The organism is Micromonospora sp. NBRC 110038, from assembly GCF_020884815.1.
GTDB lineage: Bacteria > Actinomycetota > Actinomycetes > Mycobacteriales > Micromonosporaceae > Micromonospora > Micromonospora haikouensis.
The window spans coordinates 335,983-354,530 of record NZ_BBOL01000009.1 but is presented as its reverse complement, the minus strand read 5'-3'; the positions used below and the strand labels follow the sequence as shown (position 1 = coordinate 354,530).

Sequence of the window (18,548 nt, the reverse complement as noted above, 5' to 3'; positions counted from 1 at the left end):
GGCGGCTCGGTCCTGGCCCAGGAGCGGCCCGGCGTGGTGTCGCGGTAGTCGATGTCGTGTTCGATGCAACGTTCAATGATCAACTGCCGGGCGCGGGCGCAGGGTGGGAAGCAGCCCGAGCAGGCTGGTGGCGACAACAACTGACTGCCACCGAACGCTCGGGCGCCATGCTCACCATACGCCTCGTCAGGCGGATCCGAACCCGCGCCGAAGGGCCGGAAGCGTCCGGCCGGATCGCAGCGCGAGCCACCAACCCAGCCCGAGGTGAAGGATCCACATTGGCTCAGGGCTTCCCACCCAGCCGACCTGCCCGTGCCCACCGCAGGTCCCTCGCCAGCCCAGGACCGAGCCGGGTGAGGAACGGCAGCAGCGCGGTGCGGTGCAGGCGATCACAGGGACCGGACCGGCCCCGCTCGGGGGACGAGCGGGGCCGGTCGGCGATCGCCACCGCGTCAGGCGGTGTGGCCGGGTCGGGCGGTGTGGCCGGGTCGGGCTGCGACGGCCTCCGAGGCCGCCCGGGGCCCGTCGGCCGTGAGCATCACGCGAGGGGCGTGAGGTTGAACCGCTGGTTGGTCTGTCCGTGGCAGTCGTAGAGCTGGATCTGCGCCCCGTTGGCCGTGCTCCAGACGTCCAGGCAGCGCCCGGACTGCACGTTGCTGATGGTGCCGTTGGAGTTGACGTTCCACTGCTGGTTGGCCTGGCCGTGGCAGCCGTAGATCTGGACCGCCGCGCCGTTGCCCGTGCCCGCCGCGTCCAGGCACATGTCGCCGTACACCTGTAGTTGCTTGGTCGAGGTGTACGTCCACGACTGGTTGGACTGCCGGTTGCAGTCCCAGAGCTGCACCCGGGTGCCGTTGGCGCGGGAGGCGTTGGGCACGTCGACGCACCGGCCCGACTGCGCGCCGACGAGCTGGCTGGCGGTGCCCGGCGGGCTGGTGGGCGGAGGGGTGGTCGGGGTGGTGGTCGGGGTCGCCGTCGGGCTGGTCGGCGGGGTGGGCAGCAGCGGGCACGTGCTGCGGTAGGTGACCACGCCGCTGGTGTCGAGCAGCGGGCAGAGGAACTGGCTGTAGCGGGCGTCGTTGTCGACGAAGATCTTGAGGAACGGCAGCATGGTCCGGATCAACACGGGGTTCGACCGGCCGACCATGAACCCGTGGTCGGCGCCCGCGACCTCCAGGTAGGCGCTCTCCGTGGTGGTCGGGAGGCTGTTGTAGAGGCCGGTGGCGTAGGACGGGGTGACCACCGTGTCGGCCTGCCCGGAGAAGACCATCGTGGGCACCCGGTCGGTGGCCAGGTTCGACGACGGCGAGTACGGCGCGATGCCGACCGCCGCCTTCAGCGACGAGCGCCGCATGGCCGCGCTCAACGCCCCACCGCCGCCCATGGAGTGACCGGCGACGGCCAGCCGGCTGGAGTCGACGCGGTCGCGTACCGGGCTCTGCTGGGTCAGGTAGTCCAGCGCGGCGAGCAACTGGGTGCCCCGGGCCGTGTCGAAGTCGTTGCGGCTGTTGGTCTCGATGCCGATCACGACGAAGCCGTGGGAGGCCAGCCACGGCCCCATCCAGGCCAGCTCGACGGAGAACAGCGCGGTGTAGCCGGGCGAGATCGCGATCGCGCCGAAGGTGCCCTGGCTGGTGTCGGTCGGGTAGTAGATCCGGCCGCCGTTGAAGCCGTAGCCGGTCGGGACGGCGACCGACGTGTTGGCGAAGGGGCCGTTCTCGGACGCGACGCTGGCCCGGGTGGGGTCCGGGCCCCGCTGGTACGGGTTGTCGGCGGCCGACGCCGACCCGGTCGCCACCGCGATGGTGAACAGCCCGACGGCGGCGGCGATGCCGGCTGCGGCCAGCTTGGCCAGTCGTCCCCGCAGGCCGGGGGCCACCCGGCCGGCGCTGGTGTTCCCCGGGGGCGGGGGGTGCGCGTGTCCTCGCACTGTCGGTTCCTCCTGGTGGTGGGGTGGGTGTGGTGGGTCCGGCCGGGCCGGGACGGGGCCAGGTCTACGTTCACATCGATCGATGGTTACCAAGGCTGACAGACAACCCCGGGCGTTTCAACCGGTAGTTTCGAACGAAGTGCCCGAAAGTTTCGACCACGGCCGACCGCTGACCTGGACCCGAAACGGCGACAACGGCACTGCCGGTGACGCGCAGTGCCGTTGTCGCCGTGGCGATCAGGCCAGCCTCAGCTCCCCGCCCCGCCCCCGGGAGCCGGCCCCGCCGAGCGGGGCGCCGCCACCTCCAGGTGCCGATTCCTCACGGACGCAGGGCCTTCGCGGCGGGGGTCCAGGTCGACTCGTCCGCGACGTCGGCGACCGTGATCCCCTTCGCGACCTTCTCCACCTCGGCCAGCGGCAGCCTGTTGCCGAGGCCCTGGCTGCTGACCTGGAGGACGACGCTGCCGTCGGCGCTCCAGACGTTGCAGAAGCCACCCCGCGCGGGGCCGTCGGTGGTGCGGTAGCACTTCGTCGTGCCGGGCTCCGGCGACTGGTTCGAGCTGGTGTTCGGCGTGACGAAGATGTGGAAGCCGTCCTTGATGGCACCCTCGCCCTGGTCGTACGGCGCGGTGAGGCCCGAGGTCGGCATGGCCGGCCTGGTGTACGTCGCGCCGCCGTAGTCGCCGGCGCGGGCCGAGGCGACGCCGTCGAGGCCGGGCATGGCGTGCGTGCCGCTCTGCAGCGGCACGTAGCCCGCCGGGACGTAGCCCACCGTGAACGGCACCGGGGCCGGCTTCGGCTTGCTGGGCTTGAGGCCCTCGACCAGGCCCCCGAGGTCCTGGAAGCTCGGCGTGGCCTCGTCGCCGGAGATCGACGTGACGGCCGCCCAGGCGTCGCGGGCGTACTCCCAGGCGAAGAGCTTGTTGCCCGCGACCGCTGGGCCCTGCGGGTCGAGGCCGACCGGCAGCGTCGCCTGGACGGCCTTGCGACCGGCCACGGTGACCTTCTTGCCGTCCTTGATGCGGGCGGGGTCGAAGGCACCCGGCCGGTAGACGGTCAGGTACGCCCACAGGCTCGGCTTCCCCTTGGCCGCCCTCTTCTTCCACTCGATGATGTCGCCCCGCGTTCCCGCCTCCTCCTCGGCCGTGACGGGCTTGTCGTTCGAGGTGTGGCGGTCGGAGTAGACGGGGGCGATCTGGTAGGTGGTGGACGCGACGATCGGGTTTTGCACGTGCAGCGTGCCGGCGTCGTACCCCTGGAAGGTGAAGGTGAACGGCGCGGCGTCGGACCACGTGGCCTCGGCGGGCCCGGCCGCCGCCGCGCCGGCCTGTGCCGGCGCGGCCGGGGTGTTCCGCTCGGCGCCGGAGGTCGGCAGCAGGAACGCGCCGGTGACCGCGACCACGACGAGACCGGCCGCGCCCGCCGACGCGAAGCCGGCCCGGCGTCGCCGCTCGGCCCGCCGCCCGGCCGCGACGATGTCGTCGACGGTGCGGGCCATCGGCGGCTCCTCGCCCGTCACGGCATCCACGAATTCACGCAACTGCACTGGTCCACTCCTCCATCTGCTTCCCGGTGAGACCGATGTGTTCGCCGGCGAGGGCCTCGCGCAGCTTCGCCAGGCCACGGGAGACCTGGCTCTTGGCCGTGCCCACCGTGCAGTCGAGCACGCCGGCCGTGTCCTCCAGGCTCAGGCCCAGGTAGTGCCGGAGCACGACTGCGGCCCGCTGCCGGGCCGGCACGGCGTCGAGCGCCGCCCGCAGGCGCATCCGCTCGTCGGCCGCGGCGGCCGGGTCCCGCAGCGCCACGTCCGGCATGGCGTCGCCGGCCGACCGCTCGCGTCGCCAGGGCCGGCGGGTCTCGTCGATCGCGGCCCGGTAGACCATGGTCTTGGCGTAGAGATCGGGCCGTTCCAGCTTCCGCCAGCGGGGGTAGAGCTTGACCAGCGCGTTGGCCACGGCGTCCTCCGCCGTGTGCCAGTCGCCGCAGGTCATGTACGCCAGCTTGCGCAGCGACGCCATCTCTGACGTCACGAACTCGCGGAACGCCTGCTCGTCTTCGGCTCTCAAGTCGACTGCCTCCTCGTGACGGAGGTAGAACGGAGCCACCCGTCCGGGGAGTTGCACCGCCCGGGGAAGTAGTCGTCCGAGGACTCTGCGCGACCGCGCCGCATGCCCGAGGGGACGGGGAGCGCCGCCACCGCAGCGCGGCGACCCAAGATCGAAACTATCGCTTGATGAATCCGCAACTTTCTGAAAACATATGACCATCAATACGTGAGCGTTAACACGGGCTGGTGGCAACCCCACGACTCCGGGAGGTGCTTCCGTCGACCACGCGGAGGAAGCCCGGACGCCCGTGGCCGCCACCACCCCGTGGCCCGGTCGGGCAGCCGGGCCGCTCACCCAAGCGGCAACCCGCCGGGCGTCACGTTCCGAGCCCCCTCCTGCCGGGCCGGCCGACGGGCGGCAACACGACCCCACCACGCACATGACGACCGATGAAAGGAACCAGGCAATGGTGAGGCAGTGGAAACACAGATACGTCCTCTCCTCCGTCGCGGCCGCGGCGGCGCTCGTCGTCGCCACCGCCGGCGGCGTGCTGACCGGCAGCCTCGGCCAAGCGGCGGAGGCCGCGACGAACGGCACGCTCGCGGCGACCGCCGGCTGTGGGAAGGCCCCCACGCTGACCAGCGGCACGCGCACGATCTCCAGCAGCGGGCAGAACCGCAGCTACATCCTGCGGATCCCCGACGGGTACGACAGGAACCGCCCCTACCGGCTGATCTTCGGCTTCCACTGGCTGAACGGCTCGGCCAACAACGTCGCCTCGGCCGGCTACTACGGACTGCTGCCGCTGTCGAACAACAGCACGATCTTCGTCGCGCCGCAGGGCATCGACAACGGCTGGGCCAACACCAACGGCCGTGACCTGACCCTGTTCGACGACATCTCCCGGGTGATCGAGAACGACCTCTGCGTCGACACGACGCAGCGCTTCGCGCTCGGCTGGAGCTACGGCGGGGCCATGAGCTACGCGGTGGCCTGCGCCCGGCCCACCGTCATCCGGGCGGTCACCGTCCTGTCCGGGGCCAACCTCAGCGGCTGCAACCCCGGCACCCAGCCGGTGGCGTACTTCGGCATCCACGGCATCTACGACAGCGTGCTGAACATCTCGATGGGCCGGTCGCTGCGCGACACGTTCGTCAGGAACAACGGCTGCACCGCGCAGAGCCCGCGCGAGCCGAGCCGCGGCAGCCTCACCCACATCACCACGCTCTACTCGGGCTGCCGGGCCGGCTACCCCGTGCAGTGGGCCGCCTTCGACGGCGACCACACCCCCAGCCCGGTGGACGGCTCCTCCAGCCCCAACGACTCCCGGACCTGGACCTCGGGCGAGATCTGGAAGTTCTTCAGCCAGTTCGCGTCGACCACGCCCCCGACCACCGCTCCCCCCACCAGCACGCCGCCGACCACCCCGCCCCCGACCACCCCGCCGCCGACGACTCCGCCGCCGACCGGCGAGCCCGGCACCTGCACCGCCACGTACCGCGCGGTCAACAGCTGGCCCGGCGGGTTCCAGGGCGAGGTCACCGTGGCCAACAACACCACGGCCACGCTGAACGGCTGGACCGTACGCCTGACGCTGGGCAGCGGCCAGGCCATCAGCAGCGTCTGGAACGGCGTCAACACGGGCACCACCGGCAACGTCACCGTCAAGAACGCCGCCTACAACGGCACCTTGGCCGCGAACGGCTCGACGACGTTCGGGTTCACCGCCACCGGCGACGGGCCCGCGCCCAGCAACGTCTCCTGCACCAGCCCCTGAGCACGGCACGACCAGGGCCCGGAGCCACCCGGCTCCGGGCCCGCCGGCCGTCAGCGCCCCGGCTCGGTCCCGGACAACACCGTCCCGTCCGCGCGCACGGCGTCGCCGGGCTCGTAGTCGAACCAGTCGAAGCTAACGCTGCCGGCCCCGGCGTACATGCCGATGACCCGGCCGGTGAAGCCGCCGGCGACCTCCGTGGACAGGTAACGGCCGTCGAGCGTGCCCAGCACGTCGTACGTGCCGTCCGCCGCCTCGATGCCGAACCGGAGCACGTCGGGTTCCTTGGCCGGGTGCCAGTCGCCCGGCGACGGGGCGACCACGTCGACGCGCAGACACACCGGGCCGGCACCGACGGGCCGGGTGGCCACCGTGGACAGCACCGAACCGATCCGCGCGAGCACCCGCACCTCGCCGTCGCCCGCCTCGATCTCGTAGTGGTGCCGCTCGTCGAGGCGTACGGCGAGGCCGCCGCGCCCACCGGTCGCGTCGACCAGCGTCCGCACCCGGCACGACAGGTGCTGCTGGCGGCGGCCGACGAACGTGACGTCGGGCTCGTCCAGCGACGCGCCGCGCGCCCGCAGCGTGAGCCAGCCGGGCCGCTCGGTCAGCGACCAGCTTTCGGCGGGTCGGGACCGCACCGACACCCAGCGCGGGTGCAGCCCGTCGGCGTCGAAGTCGTCCCGCACGGCCGACGCCGGCACCGGGTGCGCGGGCCACGGCGGCGCTTGCATGACCGGCTCGACCGCGCCCACCACCGGCCAGTCGTCGACCCAGGTCACCGGGGCCAGGAACGTCTCCCGCCCGAGCACGTGCCAGCCGGGGGTGCCGCCGCCGGGGCGTACGCCGAGCAGCACCATCCACCACGTTCCGTCGGCCGCCTCGACGAGGTCGGCGTGGCCGGTGTTCTGGATCGGACGGTTGGTGCCCCGGTGGGTCAGGATCGGGTTGGCCGGGCACGGCTCGTAGGGGCCGTCGGGCGCGGGGGCGCGGGCGATCGAGACGGCGTGCCCGCGTTCGGTGCCGCCCTCGGCGATCAGGAGATACCAGTGGTCGCCGACCCGGTACAGGTGGGGGGCCTCCGGCGCCTGGGCACCGGACGCGCCGGACCACAGGCGGCGGGGCGGGCCGAGCGTCCGCCCGGTGTACGGGTCGATGCGCACCTGCTCGATGCCGGCGTAGGTGCACCAGCAGGTGCCGTCGTCGTCCCAGGCGAGGTCCGGGTCGATGCCGGCGATGCCGGGCAGCCGGACGGGATCCGACCAGTCGCCGGCGGGGTCGGTGGCGGTGCAGATCAGGTTGCCGCCGCCGTCGGCGCAGTTGGTGACGATCAGCCAGAAGCGGCCGTCGTGGTGGCGCAGCGTCGGCGCGTAGATGCCGGCGGACGACGGCATCGTCGCGGGCAGCACCAGTTGGCCGGGCCGGTCCAGCACGTTGCCGATCTGTTCCCAGTGGACGAGGTCGCGGCTGTGGAAGATGGGCACCCCGGGGAAGTACTCGAAGCTGGAGCAGGCCAGGTAGTAGTCGTCGCCGACCCGGCAGACGCTCGGGTCCGGGTGCAGACCGGCGAGCACCGGGTTGGTGAACGCGCCGTCGCTCCAGCCGGCGGCGCCGGGGGTGGGGTGGGCCTGGGCCGGAGTCATCTGCTGCCTCCCGGGGTCGAGGTGGCCCGCGCGGTGCGGGCCGTACCGCAGTCTCCCCGGCGGCCGGGTTCCGGGTCAGCCCCGGGCAGCGTTCGACCGGCGACCCGGAACACCACGAACAATGTATCGGCATCGACATGACTCATTCAGAATTGCGCCTGCCGAGCGATTGTGAGCGGCCCTCACCGCCAATTCGGTTCCCCCTCGGGACAGGGACGTGTTAGCGCAAACATGGTGACCCGGTATTCGGCACTCGCGGGCCCTTGCCCCATAGGTCGCGCTCACGTGATTCGCCGCGAACTGGGCGACTTGCACCTGATCGGAGCGCGCCTGATCTGCCGCTACGGGAGCGCTTCCACGCCGGGCGGCGACTGTTTCACGAAGATTTCCGGCAAGTCTCGGGAACGCCTTGACAGCCCATGTGAGCGATAACACTATGAACTTCCCGTTACGTTGGCGGCAGGAGTTCGCATGAAAGTAACCGTGGGTCGTGGTGCCTCCGGAGGGCTACGACGGGTCTCACTGGCGGCCGTGGGGGCACTCCTCCTGTGCGCCGGCGTCGTGACGATCGGCACAGCGGCGCAGGCGGCCGACGAGTGGTCCCCGGAGTCGTCGCACACGTCGACCGACCGGGGCGACGGCACGTACACCGTGCCGCTGCTGCGCTCCGACGTGCCGGACATCAGCGTCGAGCGGGTCCCGGCCGCCGAGAACGACGAGGGCCGCGACATCTACTACATGATCAGCACGACGATGCACCTGAGCCCGGGTGCGCCGATCATGAAGTCGTACGACCTCGTCAACTGGGAGACGGTCAACTACGTCTTCGACCGGGCCAGCATCGGCGACTCGTTCTCCCTGCGCAACGGCCAGAACTCGTACGGGCAGGGGCAGTGGGCGTCGTCGCTGCGCTACCACGACGGCATGTACTACGTCGCGTTCAACACCAACAACCTCAACGGCGCGTACATCTACCGCACCGACGACATCGAGAACGGCGCGTGGCAGCGCACCGCCCTCGGCCGTGGCCTGCACGACCCGTCGCTCTTCTTCGACGTCGACGGCACGCCGTACATCTTCTACGGCTCCGGCGGCACCAGCGCCGTACGCCTCAACGCCGGCCTGACCGCGATCGAGCAGGACTACCCGAACATCTTCACGGCGGCCGACTACGCCGGCCAGCCGTTCATCGGCGGCCTGTTCGAGGGCGCGCAGTTCTACCACATCGACGGCTGGTACTACGCCGTCATCATCACCTGGCCCTCCGGCCAGGGGCGTCAGGTCGTCATGTTCCGCTCGAAGGACCTGCTCGGGCGGTACACCTCGGCCGGCGGGGTCAACACGTACGAGGCGCGCGGCGTGCTCAACTCCAACGGCTTCGCCCAGGGCAGCCTCGTGCCGGTCGCGCGCGCCGGCGGCGGGACCGACTGGCACGGGATGTTCTTCCGCGACACGTTCCCGATCGGCCGCATCCCCGCCCTCATCCCCGCCACCTGGTCGGGCGGGTGGCCGACGTTCGGCAACAACGGCGTCGTGCCGGTCGACGGCGCGTTCGCCAAGCCGATCCGGCTCAGCCCGGCCGAGGAGGCCCTCGAACGGCAGAAGAGCATCGTCGCCTCGGACGACTTCGCCAACGACGCGCCGCACAAGGCGTACCAGGACGAGGAGTGGACGATCCCGACGCCGCCCGACCTCGACGAGTCGCTCCTCGGCGTCGAGCTGCTCGGCAACGCCGGCTTCGAAGCCGGCAGCGTCTCGCCGTGGGCCGCGCAGTTCGGTGCGACCCTCGCCCTGGAGCCGGCCGACGCCGCCTCGGGCTCGGCGGCGCTGCGGGTCGGCAACCGCACGCTCAACGGCTCCGGCCCCAACCAGAATCTCGCCGGCAAGCTCCAGCACGGTGTGACCTACACGGTGTCGGCGAAGATCAAGTACACCTCGGGCCCGGCCAGCGTCCGGTTCAACCTGGCCGCCGACTGGGGCTCCGGCGTGCAGGTGATGACCTTCGGCACCGTCCCCGTCGGCCAGTGGACGACGGTCACCGGCCAGTACACGTTCCCGGCGACGGCGAACCTCGCCAACGTCAAGTTCGCGGTGGAGACGCCGTGGGGCAACCCGCAGCCGGCGTCGTCCACGGTGGAATACCTGATCGACGACGTCTCGGTCGTCGGGCAACCCGTCACCACCGAACACCCGACCGAGGCGGAGATCGCCCCGAACGGCTCGCGGCTGGACCTGGCCTGGGAGTGGAACCACGCCCCGGACAACCGGTACTGGTCGCTCACCGACCGGGAGGGCTGGCTGCGGCTGACCACCGGCAAGGTGGTCACCGGCCAGTACGTCTACACGAAGCTGTCGAACCGGGCGGAACTCGCCTGGTTCGAGGAGGCGCGCAACACCCTGTCGCAGCGCACCTTCGGCCCGCGCCAGTCGGCCGAGACCCGGATGGACATCTCCGGCATGCGCAACGGCGACGTCGCCGGCCTGGCCGCCTACAACCGGGGCTTCTCGTACGTGGCGGTCAAGCGCGTCGACGGCCAGAACACCCTCGGCGTGGTCAACCGGGGGCAGCCGTTCGCGGTCGACCTCGACCAGGCCGCGCTGGAGAGCTTCCTGCCGGGCACGACGGTGCCGCTGGGCGACGCGACCGTGGTGCACGTGAAGGCCGACCTCGACTTCGCCTCGCCGGTCGGTCAGCTCTGGACCACGTTCTACTACAGCCTCGACGGGCTCACCTGGACGCAGCTCGGCAACCGGGTCGGCCCGCAGACGCTCGACGGCAGCCTCGCGCACTTCATGGGCCACCGGGTCGGCCTGTTCAACTACGCCACACAGGCCACGGGCGGGCGGGTCGACTTCGACCACTACCTGCTCAGCGACACGCTGACCGCGCAGGGCCAGCCGCTGGACACCGGCGCGCTCGACGCGGCCATCGCGCACGCCGAGACGCTCGACAGCCGGCACTACCCGGCGGACGCCTGGACGGCGATGCGGGCCGCACTCGCCAGCGCCAAGGCGGCCCGGGCCGGCCGGTTCGGCACCCAGAACCAGATCGACGCGCCGCAGCGGTCGCTCAGCTTCCAGTTGGCGCGGCTCGGCGTGCTCCGGGCCGAACCCGAGCTGCCGGTGACGGCGAGCGCGCAGGCACGGTGCGTCGGCGGCCGGGCCTACGTCGCCGTACAGGCCACCAACGGCCACACCGCACCCGTCGACATCACCCTCGAAACCGCGTACGGCACCCGCACCGTCACCGGCGTCGCACCCGGCGCCAACGCCTACCAGTCCTTCACCACCCGCGCCACCTCCGTCGCCGCAGGCACCGCCACCATCCGCGCCACCGGCACCATCGACGGCACCACCGTCACCACCGTCACCACCGCCAACCACCCCGCCCTCAGCTGCGGCGCATAGCCGACCGGCCCGAGACGGGGCCGGTGATCCACCACCAAGTGCACGTCCGAACGAAGGAGCACACCGAGTGAGACAACGCTTGCGAGGGGCTGCCCGGCGACGGGTGACCGCGATCGCGGCGGTCGGCGTCATGCTGGCCGCGGGGCTGGTCGCCACGTCGGCGCCGGCCCAGGCCGCCGAGGAGAACCTCATCGTGAACGGCGGGTTCGAGGCCGGCGTCGCCAACTGGTTCGTGAACAACGGCAACTCGACCGACGGCGCGACGCTGTCGGCGACGCCGGACGCCTACGCCGGGTCGGGCGCGGCGCTCGTCACCGGCCGGGCGACGACCGGTTCCGGGCCGATGCAGGATCTCAGCGGCAAGGTGCAGGCCGGGCAGACCTACGCCCTGACGGCCCGGATCAAGTACGAGAACGCCGCCGGGCCGGCGACGAAGCAGTTCTTCGCCACCATGCACTACGGCGGGTCCACCTACACCAACCTGGTGAGCGTGGTCGCGACGAAGGGGCAGTGGGCGCAGTTCAACGGGACGTTCACCATCCCGGCGGCCCAGAACGTGTCGACGGCCCGGATCTTCTTCGAGACGCCGTGGACGAGCACGCCGTCCACGGACCCGGCCCTGCACCTCATGGACTTCAAGCTCGACGACGTGTCGGTGATCGGCGCGCCGCCGCCCCCGCCGCCGTCGAAGACCATCGAGGTCGTCGGGAAGCTGCCCGGCGAGCACAACCCGTTGATCGGGCACAAGTTCGGCGCCGACGGCTTCGGCTTCGTGCACAACGGCCGGGTCTACCTGTACCTGACCAACGACACCCAGGGCTACGCGCCCGACCCGGTCACGGGCATCTCGCCGAGCATCAACTACGGCAACATCAACCAGATCACGCTGATCTCCTCCGAGGACCTCGTGAACTGGACGGACCACGGCGAGATCCAGGTCGCGGGCCCGAACGGCGTCGCGCCGTTCACCGGCAACTCGTGGGCGCCCGGCATGGCGAAGAAGATGGTGAACGGGAAGGAGAAGTTCTTCCTCTACTACGCCAACGGCGGCGGTTCGAGCAACGTGATCACGGGTGAGTCGCCGCTCGGCCCGTGGACCAGCGAGCGGACGAGCACGCTGATCAACGGCAGCACCCCCGGCGCCGAGGACGTCGCGTGGAAGTTCGACCCGGCCCCGCTGGTGGACGACGACGGCCAGGCCTACCTCTACTTCGGTGGCGGCCCCGCATCGACGAGCATGCCGGCCGCCGAGCGCTTCAACAACCCGAAGAACATCCGGGCGATCAGGCTCGGCGACGACATGGTCTCGACCCAGGGGTCGGCCGTGGTGGTCGACACCCCGGTCTCCTTCGAGGCGGCCCAGGTCTTCAAGCGCCAGGGCAAGTACTACCTGTCGTACTCGTCGCACTTCGGCGGGGCGGACTTCGGCGGCAACCAGACCCCGCTGCCCGGCTACCCCGGCGGCGGCCAGATCGGCTACCTGATCTCGGACGACCCGATGTCCTGGCCGAAGGAGACCTACGCGGGCGTGCTGTTCCCGAACCAGTCGCAGTTCTTCGGCGCCGGCACGGGCGGCAACAACCACCAGTCGGTGTTCGAGTTCGGGGGCAAGTACTACTTCACCTACCACGCCCCGACGCTCAACAAGCGCATCAACGGCAACACCACGCAGGGCTACCGCAGCCCGCACATCCAGGAGCTGACGTTCAACCCGGACGGCACGATCCAGCAGGTCGTGGGCACCTACGCGGGCGTGGACCAGGTCCGCGACTTCGACCCGTACCGGGTGTTCGAGGCGGAGACCTTCGGCTGGAGCAAGGGCATCGCGACCGCGAAGGTCGACGGCGGCTCCGCCCAGTTCGGCACCTCCGCGCCGAACCTGGTGGTGCGTGACATCGACAACGGCGACTGGACGGCGCTGTCGTCCGTCGACTTCGGCACGGCCGGCGCGGCGAGCGTGACGGCGAAGGTGCGGGCGCTGGCCGCCGGCGGCCGGGTGCAGGTGCGCCTGGACGACGTGGCGGGCCCCGTGGTCGGCACGGTCGAGGTCGACACGCCCGTCGGCGAGTGGGCCGAGGTGACCGCCGCGCTCCAGGGCGTCAGCGGCGTGCACGACGTCTACTTCACCTACTCGGGCCCCGCCGGGGCGGACCTCTTCGAACTCGACTCCTGGAAGTTCGCGGCCGCGACCGGTCAGCCGGAGCTGTCGGTGACGGCGAGCGCGCAGGCGCGCTGCGTCGGCGGCCGAGCGTACGTCGCCGTACAGGCCACCAACGGCCACACCGCACCCGTCGACATCACCCTCGAAACCGCGTACGGCACCCGCACCGTCACCGCCGTCGCACCCGGCGCCAACGCCTACCAGTCCTTCACCACCCGCGCCACCTCCATCCCCGCCGGCACCGCCACCATCCGCGCCACCGGCACCACCGACGGCACCACCGTCACCACCGTCGTCACCGCCAACCACCCCGCCCTCAGCTGCGGCGGATGACCACCAACCCCCATCAACCACGGACGTCAACGGAGATCGCATGAACACATGGAAGCGTAAGCGGCTGTACGCGGCGGGTGCCGCGGCCGCCATCCTGGCCGGGACGGCGGCGCTGCCGGCACCGGCGCTGGCCGAGGACGGCGCCGACGTCCGGGTGACGGTCGACATCGAGGAGATCCGGGAGCCGGGCGTGCTCGCCCTGTCGGTCGCGGGCGACTCGGTGGCGCTGGCCGAGGACGGCTCGACCCTGCTGGTGCGCCAGTTCGTCGGCACCCTGCCGACGGTGACGGTCACCGACACCCGCACCGCCGACGAGGTGCCGGCCGGCGCGGCGTGGGCCGTGGTCGGCAGCGCGAGCGACTTCGTCGGCAGTTCCGGGCAGGCCCCGATCAGCGCCGGTCACCTCGGCTGGAAGCCGCGGCTGATCGACGGCGGCACCACCGGCTCGGTGACCGAGGGCGAGGAGGTCGTGACCGTCCTGGACGAGCCGACCCAGCCCGGCAACAATGTCGGCCTGGCCGACCAGGAGCTGCTGATGTCGACGTACGACTCGGGGGCGGTCGCCGGTGACTCGTACTCGGTCAACGCCGACCTGTACCTGCGCACCCCGGCGGACGTCGCCGCGGGCGCGTACACCTCGACGTTGACCCTGTCCCTGTTCGAATGATCACGCGCGGGGGCGGGGCCGGCAGCGGTCCCGCCCCCGCACCCCGCCGGAGGACGCCCGATGATCCGTTCCGTGCCGCAGGCGCTGCCGAGGCTGCTCGCCGTGTTGGCGGCGGTGCTCGTCACCGTGCCGGTCGCGCCCACCGGCGCCGGCGCGGAACCCGCCGCGCCGAAGCTGACCTGGGCGGTGCAGCCGGCCGGCCCGGACGGCCCGGACGGCCGGCGGTGGATCGAGCGCACCCTCGACCCCGGCCAGGTGGTGACGGAACACCTGGCCGTGCGCAACTTCAGCGCCACCAGGGCGGTCTTCCGCCTCCAGGCCGCCGACGGCTACCTCACCGACAAGGGCCGCTTCAACATGCTGCCCTCGACCGAGACGTCGAAGGACGGCGGCACCTGGATCTCGGTGCGCGACACGGTCACCGTCGGCGCGAACGAGACGAAGGTGGTGCCCTTCACGATCACCGTGCCCGCCGACGCCGCGCCCGGCGACCACCCGGCGGGCATCGCGGCGTCGGTCACCAGCACCGGCGGCACGGTCGCCGTCGAGAGCCGGGTCGGCTTCCGGGTCATGCTGCGCGCCAGCGGCACGGCCACGGCGGCCCTGGCCGTCGACGACGTGACCGCCACGTACGCCCGGTCCTGGAACCCGTTCGCGCCGGGCACCCTCCGCCTGCGGTACGCGGTGGCCAACGGCGGCAACGTCTGGGCCTCCGGCAAGGGCCGGGTGACCGTCTCGGAGGCGTTCGGCCTCGCCAGGCGGGACACCACCGTCGAGGTGGAGGAGCTGCTGCCCGGCGGCAGCCGCGTGGCCCGGGCCAGCGTCGGCGGCGTCTGGGGGCTGGGCCCGCTGCGGACGACCGTGACGGTGACCCCGGCGGCGCTCGGCGACGGGACCGTCGCCGACGTCCGGCAGGCCACGGCCACCGTGACGGTCTGGGCGGTGCCGTGGCCACAGCTCGGCCTGCTGGTCGTTCTCGTCGCGGTCGCCCTGCTGCTGCGGGCCGTCCGTCGGCGGCGGCAGCGGCGGCTCGCCCTGCTGCTCGACCGGGCCCGGCAGGAGGGCCGGGCGTCCGCGACCACGGTGGGGCCTTCGACGGACTGAGGCCGGCGACGTCCGGCCGGCGTGGACGGGGGCGTCGCCGGGTATGGTGCGGGGTGACGGTGTCGGCAGGAGGTCCCTCCGCCGTCGGGCATCGTGATCGGGCGCCGGTGTGAGCGCCGACTGGGACCATGCGGCAACACCACCCGCAGCCGCCCAGGTTCTTCCTCTCCAGAAACGGGATCCCCGCATGACTTTCCACGACGACGATCGATCGGCCCTGTTCCTCGTCACGCCGACCGCCGACGACCTCGACGACCGGGGCGTGACCTTCGACGGCAGCGAGGAGGCGATGCGGCGGCTGCGCCATCCGTTCGCGGTGAGCCCGGTCGACCAGGCAGCCGCCCCGACGGAGGCGGGCGACCGCCCGGGGCGAAACGCCTGACGGGCCCGCCACCTGTGGTATATATGGACATCGATTGATGTCCGGCGGTGCCGCGCCCCGGCCCCGCGCCCGCCACCGAGGAGGTCGGGATGACTCGGCACCGCTCTCGCCCGCACGCCTGGATCGCCGCGTTCCTCGCGCTGGTCGCCCTGCCGGCCGCCCTGCTCGTGCCGCCCGCGCCGGCCTCCGCCGCGAACACGCTCTCCATGCTGGGCGCGGACGTCTCCAGCGTGCAGCGCAGCCTGGACCTCGGCGCGCGATACTACGACGCCGCCGGCACGGCGCGGGACCCGCTCGACATCCTCAAGGGCCTCGGCGTCAACTACGTCCGGCTCCGGGTCTGGAACAACCCCGCCAGCGGCTGGAACAACAAGGCCCGGGTGCTGGCGTACGCGCGGACGGTCAAGGCCAAGGGCCTCAAGCTGATGATCGACTTCCACTACTCGGACACCTGGGCCGACCCGGGCAAGCAGTACAAGCCCGCCGCCTGGGCCAGCCACGGCATCGGCCAGTTGCAGACGGACGTCTACAACTACACCTACGACGTCTGCTCCAGCCTGAAGGCGCAGGGCACCACGCCGGACAGCGTGCAGATCGGCAACGAGATCAACGTCGGCATGCTGTGGAACGACGGCAAGGTCGTCAACAACGACTTCACCAACCTCAGCCTGCTGCTCAAGGCCGGCTACCAGGCGACGAAGCAGTGCAACGGCGGCACGCAGGTGATCATCCACACCGCCAACGCGGACAGCATGGCCAACGCGCGCTGGTTCTACGACGGCATCCGGGCCAAGGGCGTCCAGTGGGACCTGACCGCCCTGTCCTACTACTGCATGTGGCACGGCAGCCTGGCCAACCTCTACAACGTCATCACCGACGTGCGGTCCCGCTACGGCAGGCCCGTCGTGCTCACCGAGACGGCGTACCCGTTCACCGCCGCGAACGCCGACGGCGAGCCGAACTCGATCAACGGTGGTGAGCCCTGCGCCGGCCACCCCGCGAGCTGGAGCGGGCAGGCCACCGAGTTCGCCTGGGTGCAGAACACCGCCCGCGACGCCGGCGCCGTCGGCGTCTTCTACTGGGAGCCGACCTGGTACGCCGTCCCCGGCAACGGGTGGGACCCGGCGAACATCAACGGCACCGGCAACCAGTGGGACAACATGGCCATCTTCAACTGGACCGGCCAGGTGAACCCCAACATCCGCTGGACGCCGTAGCCGGCCCGGCCACCGCGCGAACGGCGACCGGACCGGCTCAGGGCTCAGGGCTCAGGGCTCAGGGCTCAGGCGAAGTCGAACACGAGGGGGAAGGCGAGGACGACGACCCAGGCCCAGCCGGCGTACACGGCGAGGTAGCGGGTCTGCCAGCGTTCCAGGCGGGCGAAGGGTGCGCGGCCCCGGACGAAGCCGAGGAACAGCCACGCCGACCAGGCCAGGTTGGTCAGCAGGACGATGTTCTCCCCCAACGCCGCCGTCTTGTTGGGGCTGAAGCCCCACTCGCCGATCCGGCTGGTGATCGCCACCAGCACCAGGACGTCGATGACCAGGGCGCTGACGACGAGCGCCAACTGGAGGCGGTCGAACAGCCCGGGCCGGGCGGCGGGGTCGCGGGCGGAGATGGCGTACAGCAGCAGGCCCAGCACGACGACGAGCAGCAGGTCGAACAGGATGAGCACGTCGCGCTTGACGTCGATGCCGCTGTTGGTCCAGACGACGGCGACCAGGAACGCCAGCAGGGTCGCCGCGAACAGCGGCGTGAAGACGCGGGTCAGCACCGGGGCCATGTTCTCGATGACGCTCTGCTTCGCCTCGACCAGCCACGCCGACACGACGACGGCCGCCATCGCGCCGCACGGCAGCAGCCACGAGCTGATGAACCTCTCGGCGTCGATGCCGATGGCCTGGAAGGTGCCGGCGGTGAAGGCCGTGAGCACGCCGCCGCCCAGGGCGAGGAGGCTGAAGTAGATGACCCACTCGCCGGTGAACCGGATGAAGTCCATCCGGCGCCGCTCGGAGCGCCAGTCGCCGCCCACGTAGGCGACGCCGACGACCAGCCACAACGCCAGCGGCAGGTGGATCGCCGTGAGCCCGAAGGACTGCGAGTCCCCGGCGAGCGGGTACGCGTTCGCGGCGACCCCGCCGAGGGCGAACAGCGCCACGAGCGCCCCGACGACGCGGACGCCGACCCGGCGCTGCCAGGCGAAGTACGCGGCCAGCGCCGGCAGCGCGAACAGGCTCAGGTTGCGGGCGTAGAAGGCGGCGTCCTCGTCGGCCAGGTCGAGCCCGAACCAGCTCGGCACCTTGATCGCGAGCGCCGCGAGGGCCGCGCAGAGCACCATGACGGGCAGCTCGCGGCGGGTGCGGGCGGCGGCGGGCGCGTCCGGCTCCCCCGGCAGCACGAGTTGCTTCCACAACCGCTCGGAGTGCTCGCGGGCGAACTCCCGCGACAGCTCGTCGAGGCTGCCCATGCGCTTGACGGCGATGAGGAACGCCTCGTCGCTGCGCAGGCCCGCCTCGGTCAGCTCGGTGATCCGGCTGCGCAGGTGGTCCTCCAGCTCCTCGGTGTCGGCGTGGTGTAGCTCCCGGCGGCGGCGCGTGTAGGCCCGCCACTGGGCGATCTGGCCTTCCAGGTCGCTGTCGCTGTCGAGGGTCATCGTCCCGCCTCCCAGGCCGGTGCCGCGATCGGGTTGATGGACCGGGTCGTGTTCCAGACGCCGCGCAGGGCGTCGACGACCGCGGCCCACTGGCGGTGCTGCTCGACCAGCTCGGCCCGGCCCTGGTCGGTGATGCGGTAGTACTTGCGGCGGCGCCCCCCGGGCGGGGTCTGCCAGTACGACTCGACGTGCCCGAGTCGCTCCAGGCGGTGCAGCAGCGGGTAGAGCAGACCCTCGGTCCACTCCAGCCGGCCGCCCGATAGCTCGTTGACCTGCTTGAGGATCGCGTAGCCGTAGCTCTCGCCCTCGGCGAGGATCCCCAGCACGAGCGGCGTCGCCGAGGCGGCGACGAGGTCCTTGGTGATGTGCATCCGACCACCTATACCTAGAACTGCAATGCATAGTAGCTCTAGGTAACACGCCCCGCAATCCCCTCCGGCGGGGC

13 protein-coding genes are annotated in these 18,548 nt (G+C 71.6%); 7 read left to right on the top strand and 6 right to left on the bottom strand.

What is annotated here, in order from left to right; all coding sequences use genetic code 11:
* Positions 1–538: 538 nt before the first annotated feature.
* From LPU61_RS27145 to LPU61_RS27135, 3 genes are all read right to left on the bottom strand, one after another.
* On the bottom strand, positions 539–1,930 hold the full coding sequence (locus LPU61_RS27145; RefSeq protein ID WP_082106165.1) for a ricin-type beta-trefoil lectin domain protein: 1,392 nt from the start codon (positions 1,928–1,930) through the stop codon (positions 539–541).
* 319 nt (positions 1,931–2,249) lie between these two features.
* Complete coding sequence (locus LPU61_RS27140; protein WP_229406562.1) at positions 2,250–3,476, bottom strand: hypothetical protein; 1,227 nt, start codon at positions 3,474–3,476, stop codon at positions 2,250–2,252.
* A complete protein-coding gene (locus LPU61_RS27135; protein ID WP_229406561.1) occupies positions 3,463–3,996 on the bottom strand; it encodes a SigE family RNA polymerase sigma factor in 534 nt (177 codons plus the stop codon). The genes LPU61_RS27140 and LPU61_RS27135 overlap by 14 nt, the downstream gene beginning before the upstream one ends.
* Positions 3,997–4,444: 448 nt before the next feature.
* Between LPU61_RS27135 and LPU61_RS27130 the strand changes: the two genes are divergently transcribed.
* Positions 4,445–5,755: a cellulose binding domain-containing protein gene (locus LPU61_RS27130; protein ID WP_043961642.1), complete on the top strand. Its 1,311-nt coding sequence runs from the start codon at positions 4,445–4,447 to the stop codon at positions 5,753–5,755.
* 50 nt (positions 5,756–5,805) lie between these two features.
* Here LPU61_RS27130 and LPU61_RS27125 read toward each other — a convergent pair whose 3' ends face one another.
* On the bottom strand, positions 5,806–7,395 hold the full coding sequence (locus LPU61_RS27125; RefSeq protein WP_229406560.1) for a glycoside hydrolase family 43 protein: 1,590 nt from the start codon (positions 7,393–7,395) through the stop codon (positions 5,806–5,808).
* A gap of 531 nt (positions 7,396–7,926) precedes the next feature.
* Between LPU61_RS27125 and LPU61_RS27120 the strand changes: the two genes are divergently transcribed.
* From LPU61_RS27120 to LPU61_RS27095, 6 genes are all read left to right on the top strand, one after another.
* Positions 7,927–10,803 (top strand): family 43 glycosylhydrolase, encoded by a 2,877-nt coding sequence (locus tag LPU61_RS27120; RefSeq protein WP_229406559.1) that lies wholly within the window; start codon positions 7,927–7,929, stop codon positions 10,801–10,803.
* Positions 10,804–10,906: 103 nt separating this feature from the next.
* Positions 10,907–13,297, top strand: coding sequence for a family 43 glycosylhydrolase (locus LPU61_RS27115; RefSeq protein ID WP_229406558.1), 2,391 nt, complete (start codon positions 10,907–10,909; stop codon positions 13,295–13,297).
* A 40-nt stretch (positions 13,298–13,337) separates the two neighbouring features.
* Positions 13,338–13,964: a hypothetical protein gene (locus LPU61_RS27110; RefSeq protein ID WP_043961639.1), complete on the top strand. Its 627-nt coding sequence runs from the start codon at positions 13,338–13,340 to the stop codon at positions 13,962–13,964.
* 60 nt (positions 13,965–14,024) lie between these two features.
* Entirely contained in the window at positions 14,025–15,068 is a 1,044-nt protein-coding gene (locus tag LPU61_RS27105) for a DUF916 domain-containing protein (protein ID WP_229406557.1), read from the top strand.
* A gap of 187 nt (positions 15,069–15,255) precedes the next feature.
* A complete protein-coding gene (locus tag LPU61_RS27100) occupies positions 15,256–15,450 on the top strand; it encodes a hypothetical protein (protein ID WP_043961637.1) in 195 nt (64 codons plus the stop codon).
* A gap of 89 nt (positions 15,451–15,539) precedes the next feature.
* A complete protein-coding gene (locus LPU61_RS27095; RefSeq protein WP_229406556.1) occupies positions 15,540–16,667 on the top strand; it encodes a glycosyl hydrolase 53 family protein in 1,128 nt (375 codons plus the stop codon).
* 65 nt (positions 16,668–16,732) lie between these two features.
* On the opposite strand, the gene LPU61_RS27090 is transcribed toward LPU61_RS27095, so the two are convergent.
* Positions 16,733–18,103 carry a permease prefix domain 1-containing protein gene (locus LPU61_RS27090; protein WP_043961636.1) on the bottom strand — a complete coding sequence of 457 codons (1,371 nt, stop codon included), beginning with the start codon at positions 18,101–18,103 and terminating at the stop codon, positions 16,733–16,735.
* Positions 18,100–18,474, bottom strand: coding sequence for a PadR family transcriptional regulator (locus LPU61_RS27085; RefSeq protein WP_043961635.1), 375 nt, complete (start codon positions 18,472–18,474; stop codon positions 18,100–18,102). The genes LPU61_RS27090 and LPU61_RS27085 overlap by 4 nt, the downstream gene beginning before the upstream one ends.
* Between the last annotated feature and the right edge of the window lie 74 nt (positions 18,475–18,548).

Coding starts and splice junctions, on each gene's coding strand:
- LPU61_RS27095 (WP_229406556.1), top strand. CDS start 15,540: ATGACTCGGCACCGCTCTCGCCCGCACGCCTGGATCGCCGCGTTCCTC.
- LPU61_RS27125 (WP_229406560.1), bottom strand. CDS start 7,395: ATGACTCCGGCCCAGGCCCACCCCACCCCCGGCGCCGCCGGCTGGAGC.
- LPU61_RS27105 (WP_229406557.1), top strand. CDS start 14,025: ATGATCCGTTCCGTGCCGCAGGCGCTGCCGAGGCTGCTCGCCGTGTTG.
- LPU61_RS27110 (WP_043961639.1), top strand. CDS start 13,338: ATGAACACATGGAAGCGTAAGCGGCTGTACGCGGCGGGTGCCGCGGCC.
- LPU61_RS27090 (WP_043961636.1), bottom strand. CDS start 18,103: ATGACCCTCGACAGCGACAGCGACCTGGAAGGCCAGATCGCCCAGTGG.
- LPU61_RS27130 (WP_043961642.1), top strand. CDS start 4,445: ATGGTGAGGCAGTGGAAACACAGATACGTCCTCTCCTCCGTCGCGGCC.
- LPU61_RS27100 (WP_043961637.1), top strand. CDS start 15,256: ATGACTTTCCACGACGACGATCGATCGGCCCTGTTCCTCGTCACGCCG.
- LPU61_RS27085 (WP_043961635.1), bottom strand. CDS start 18,474: ATGCACATCACCAAGGACCTCGTCGCCGCCTCGGCGACGCCGCTCGTG.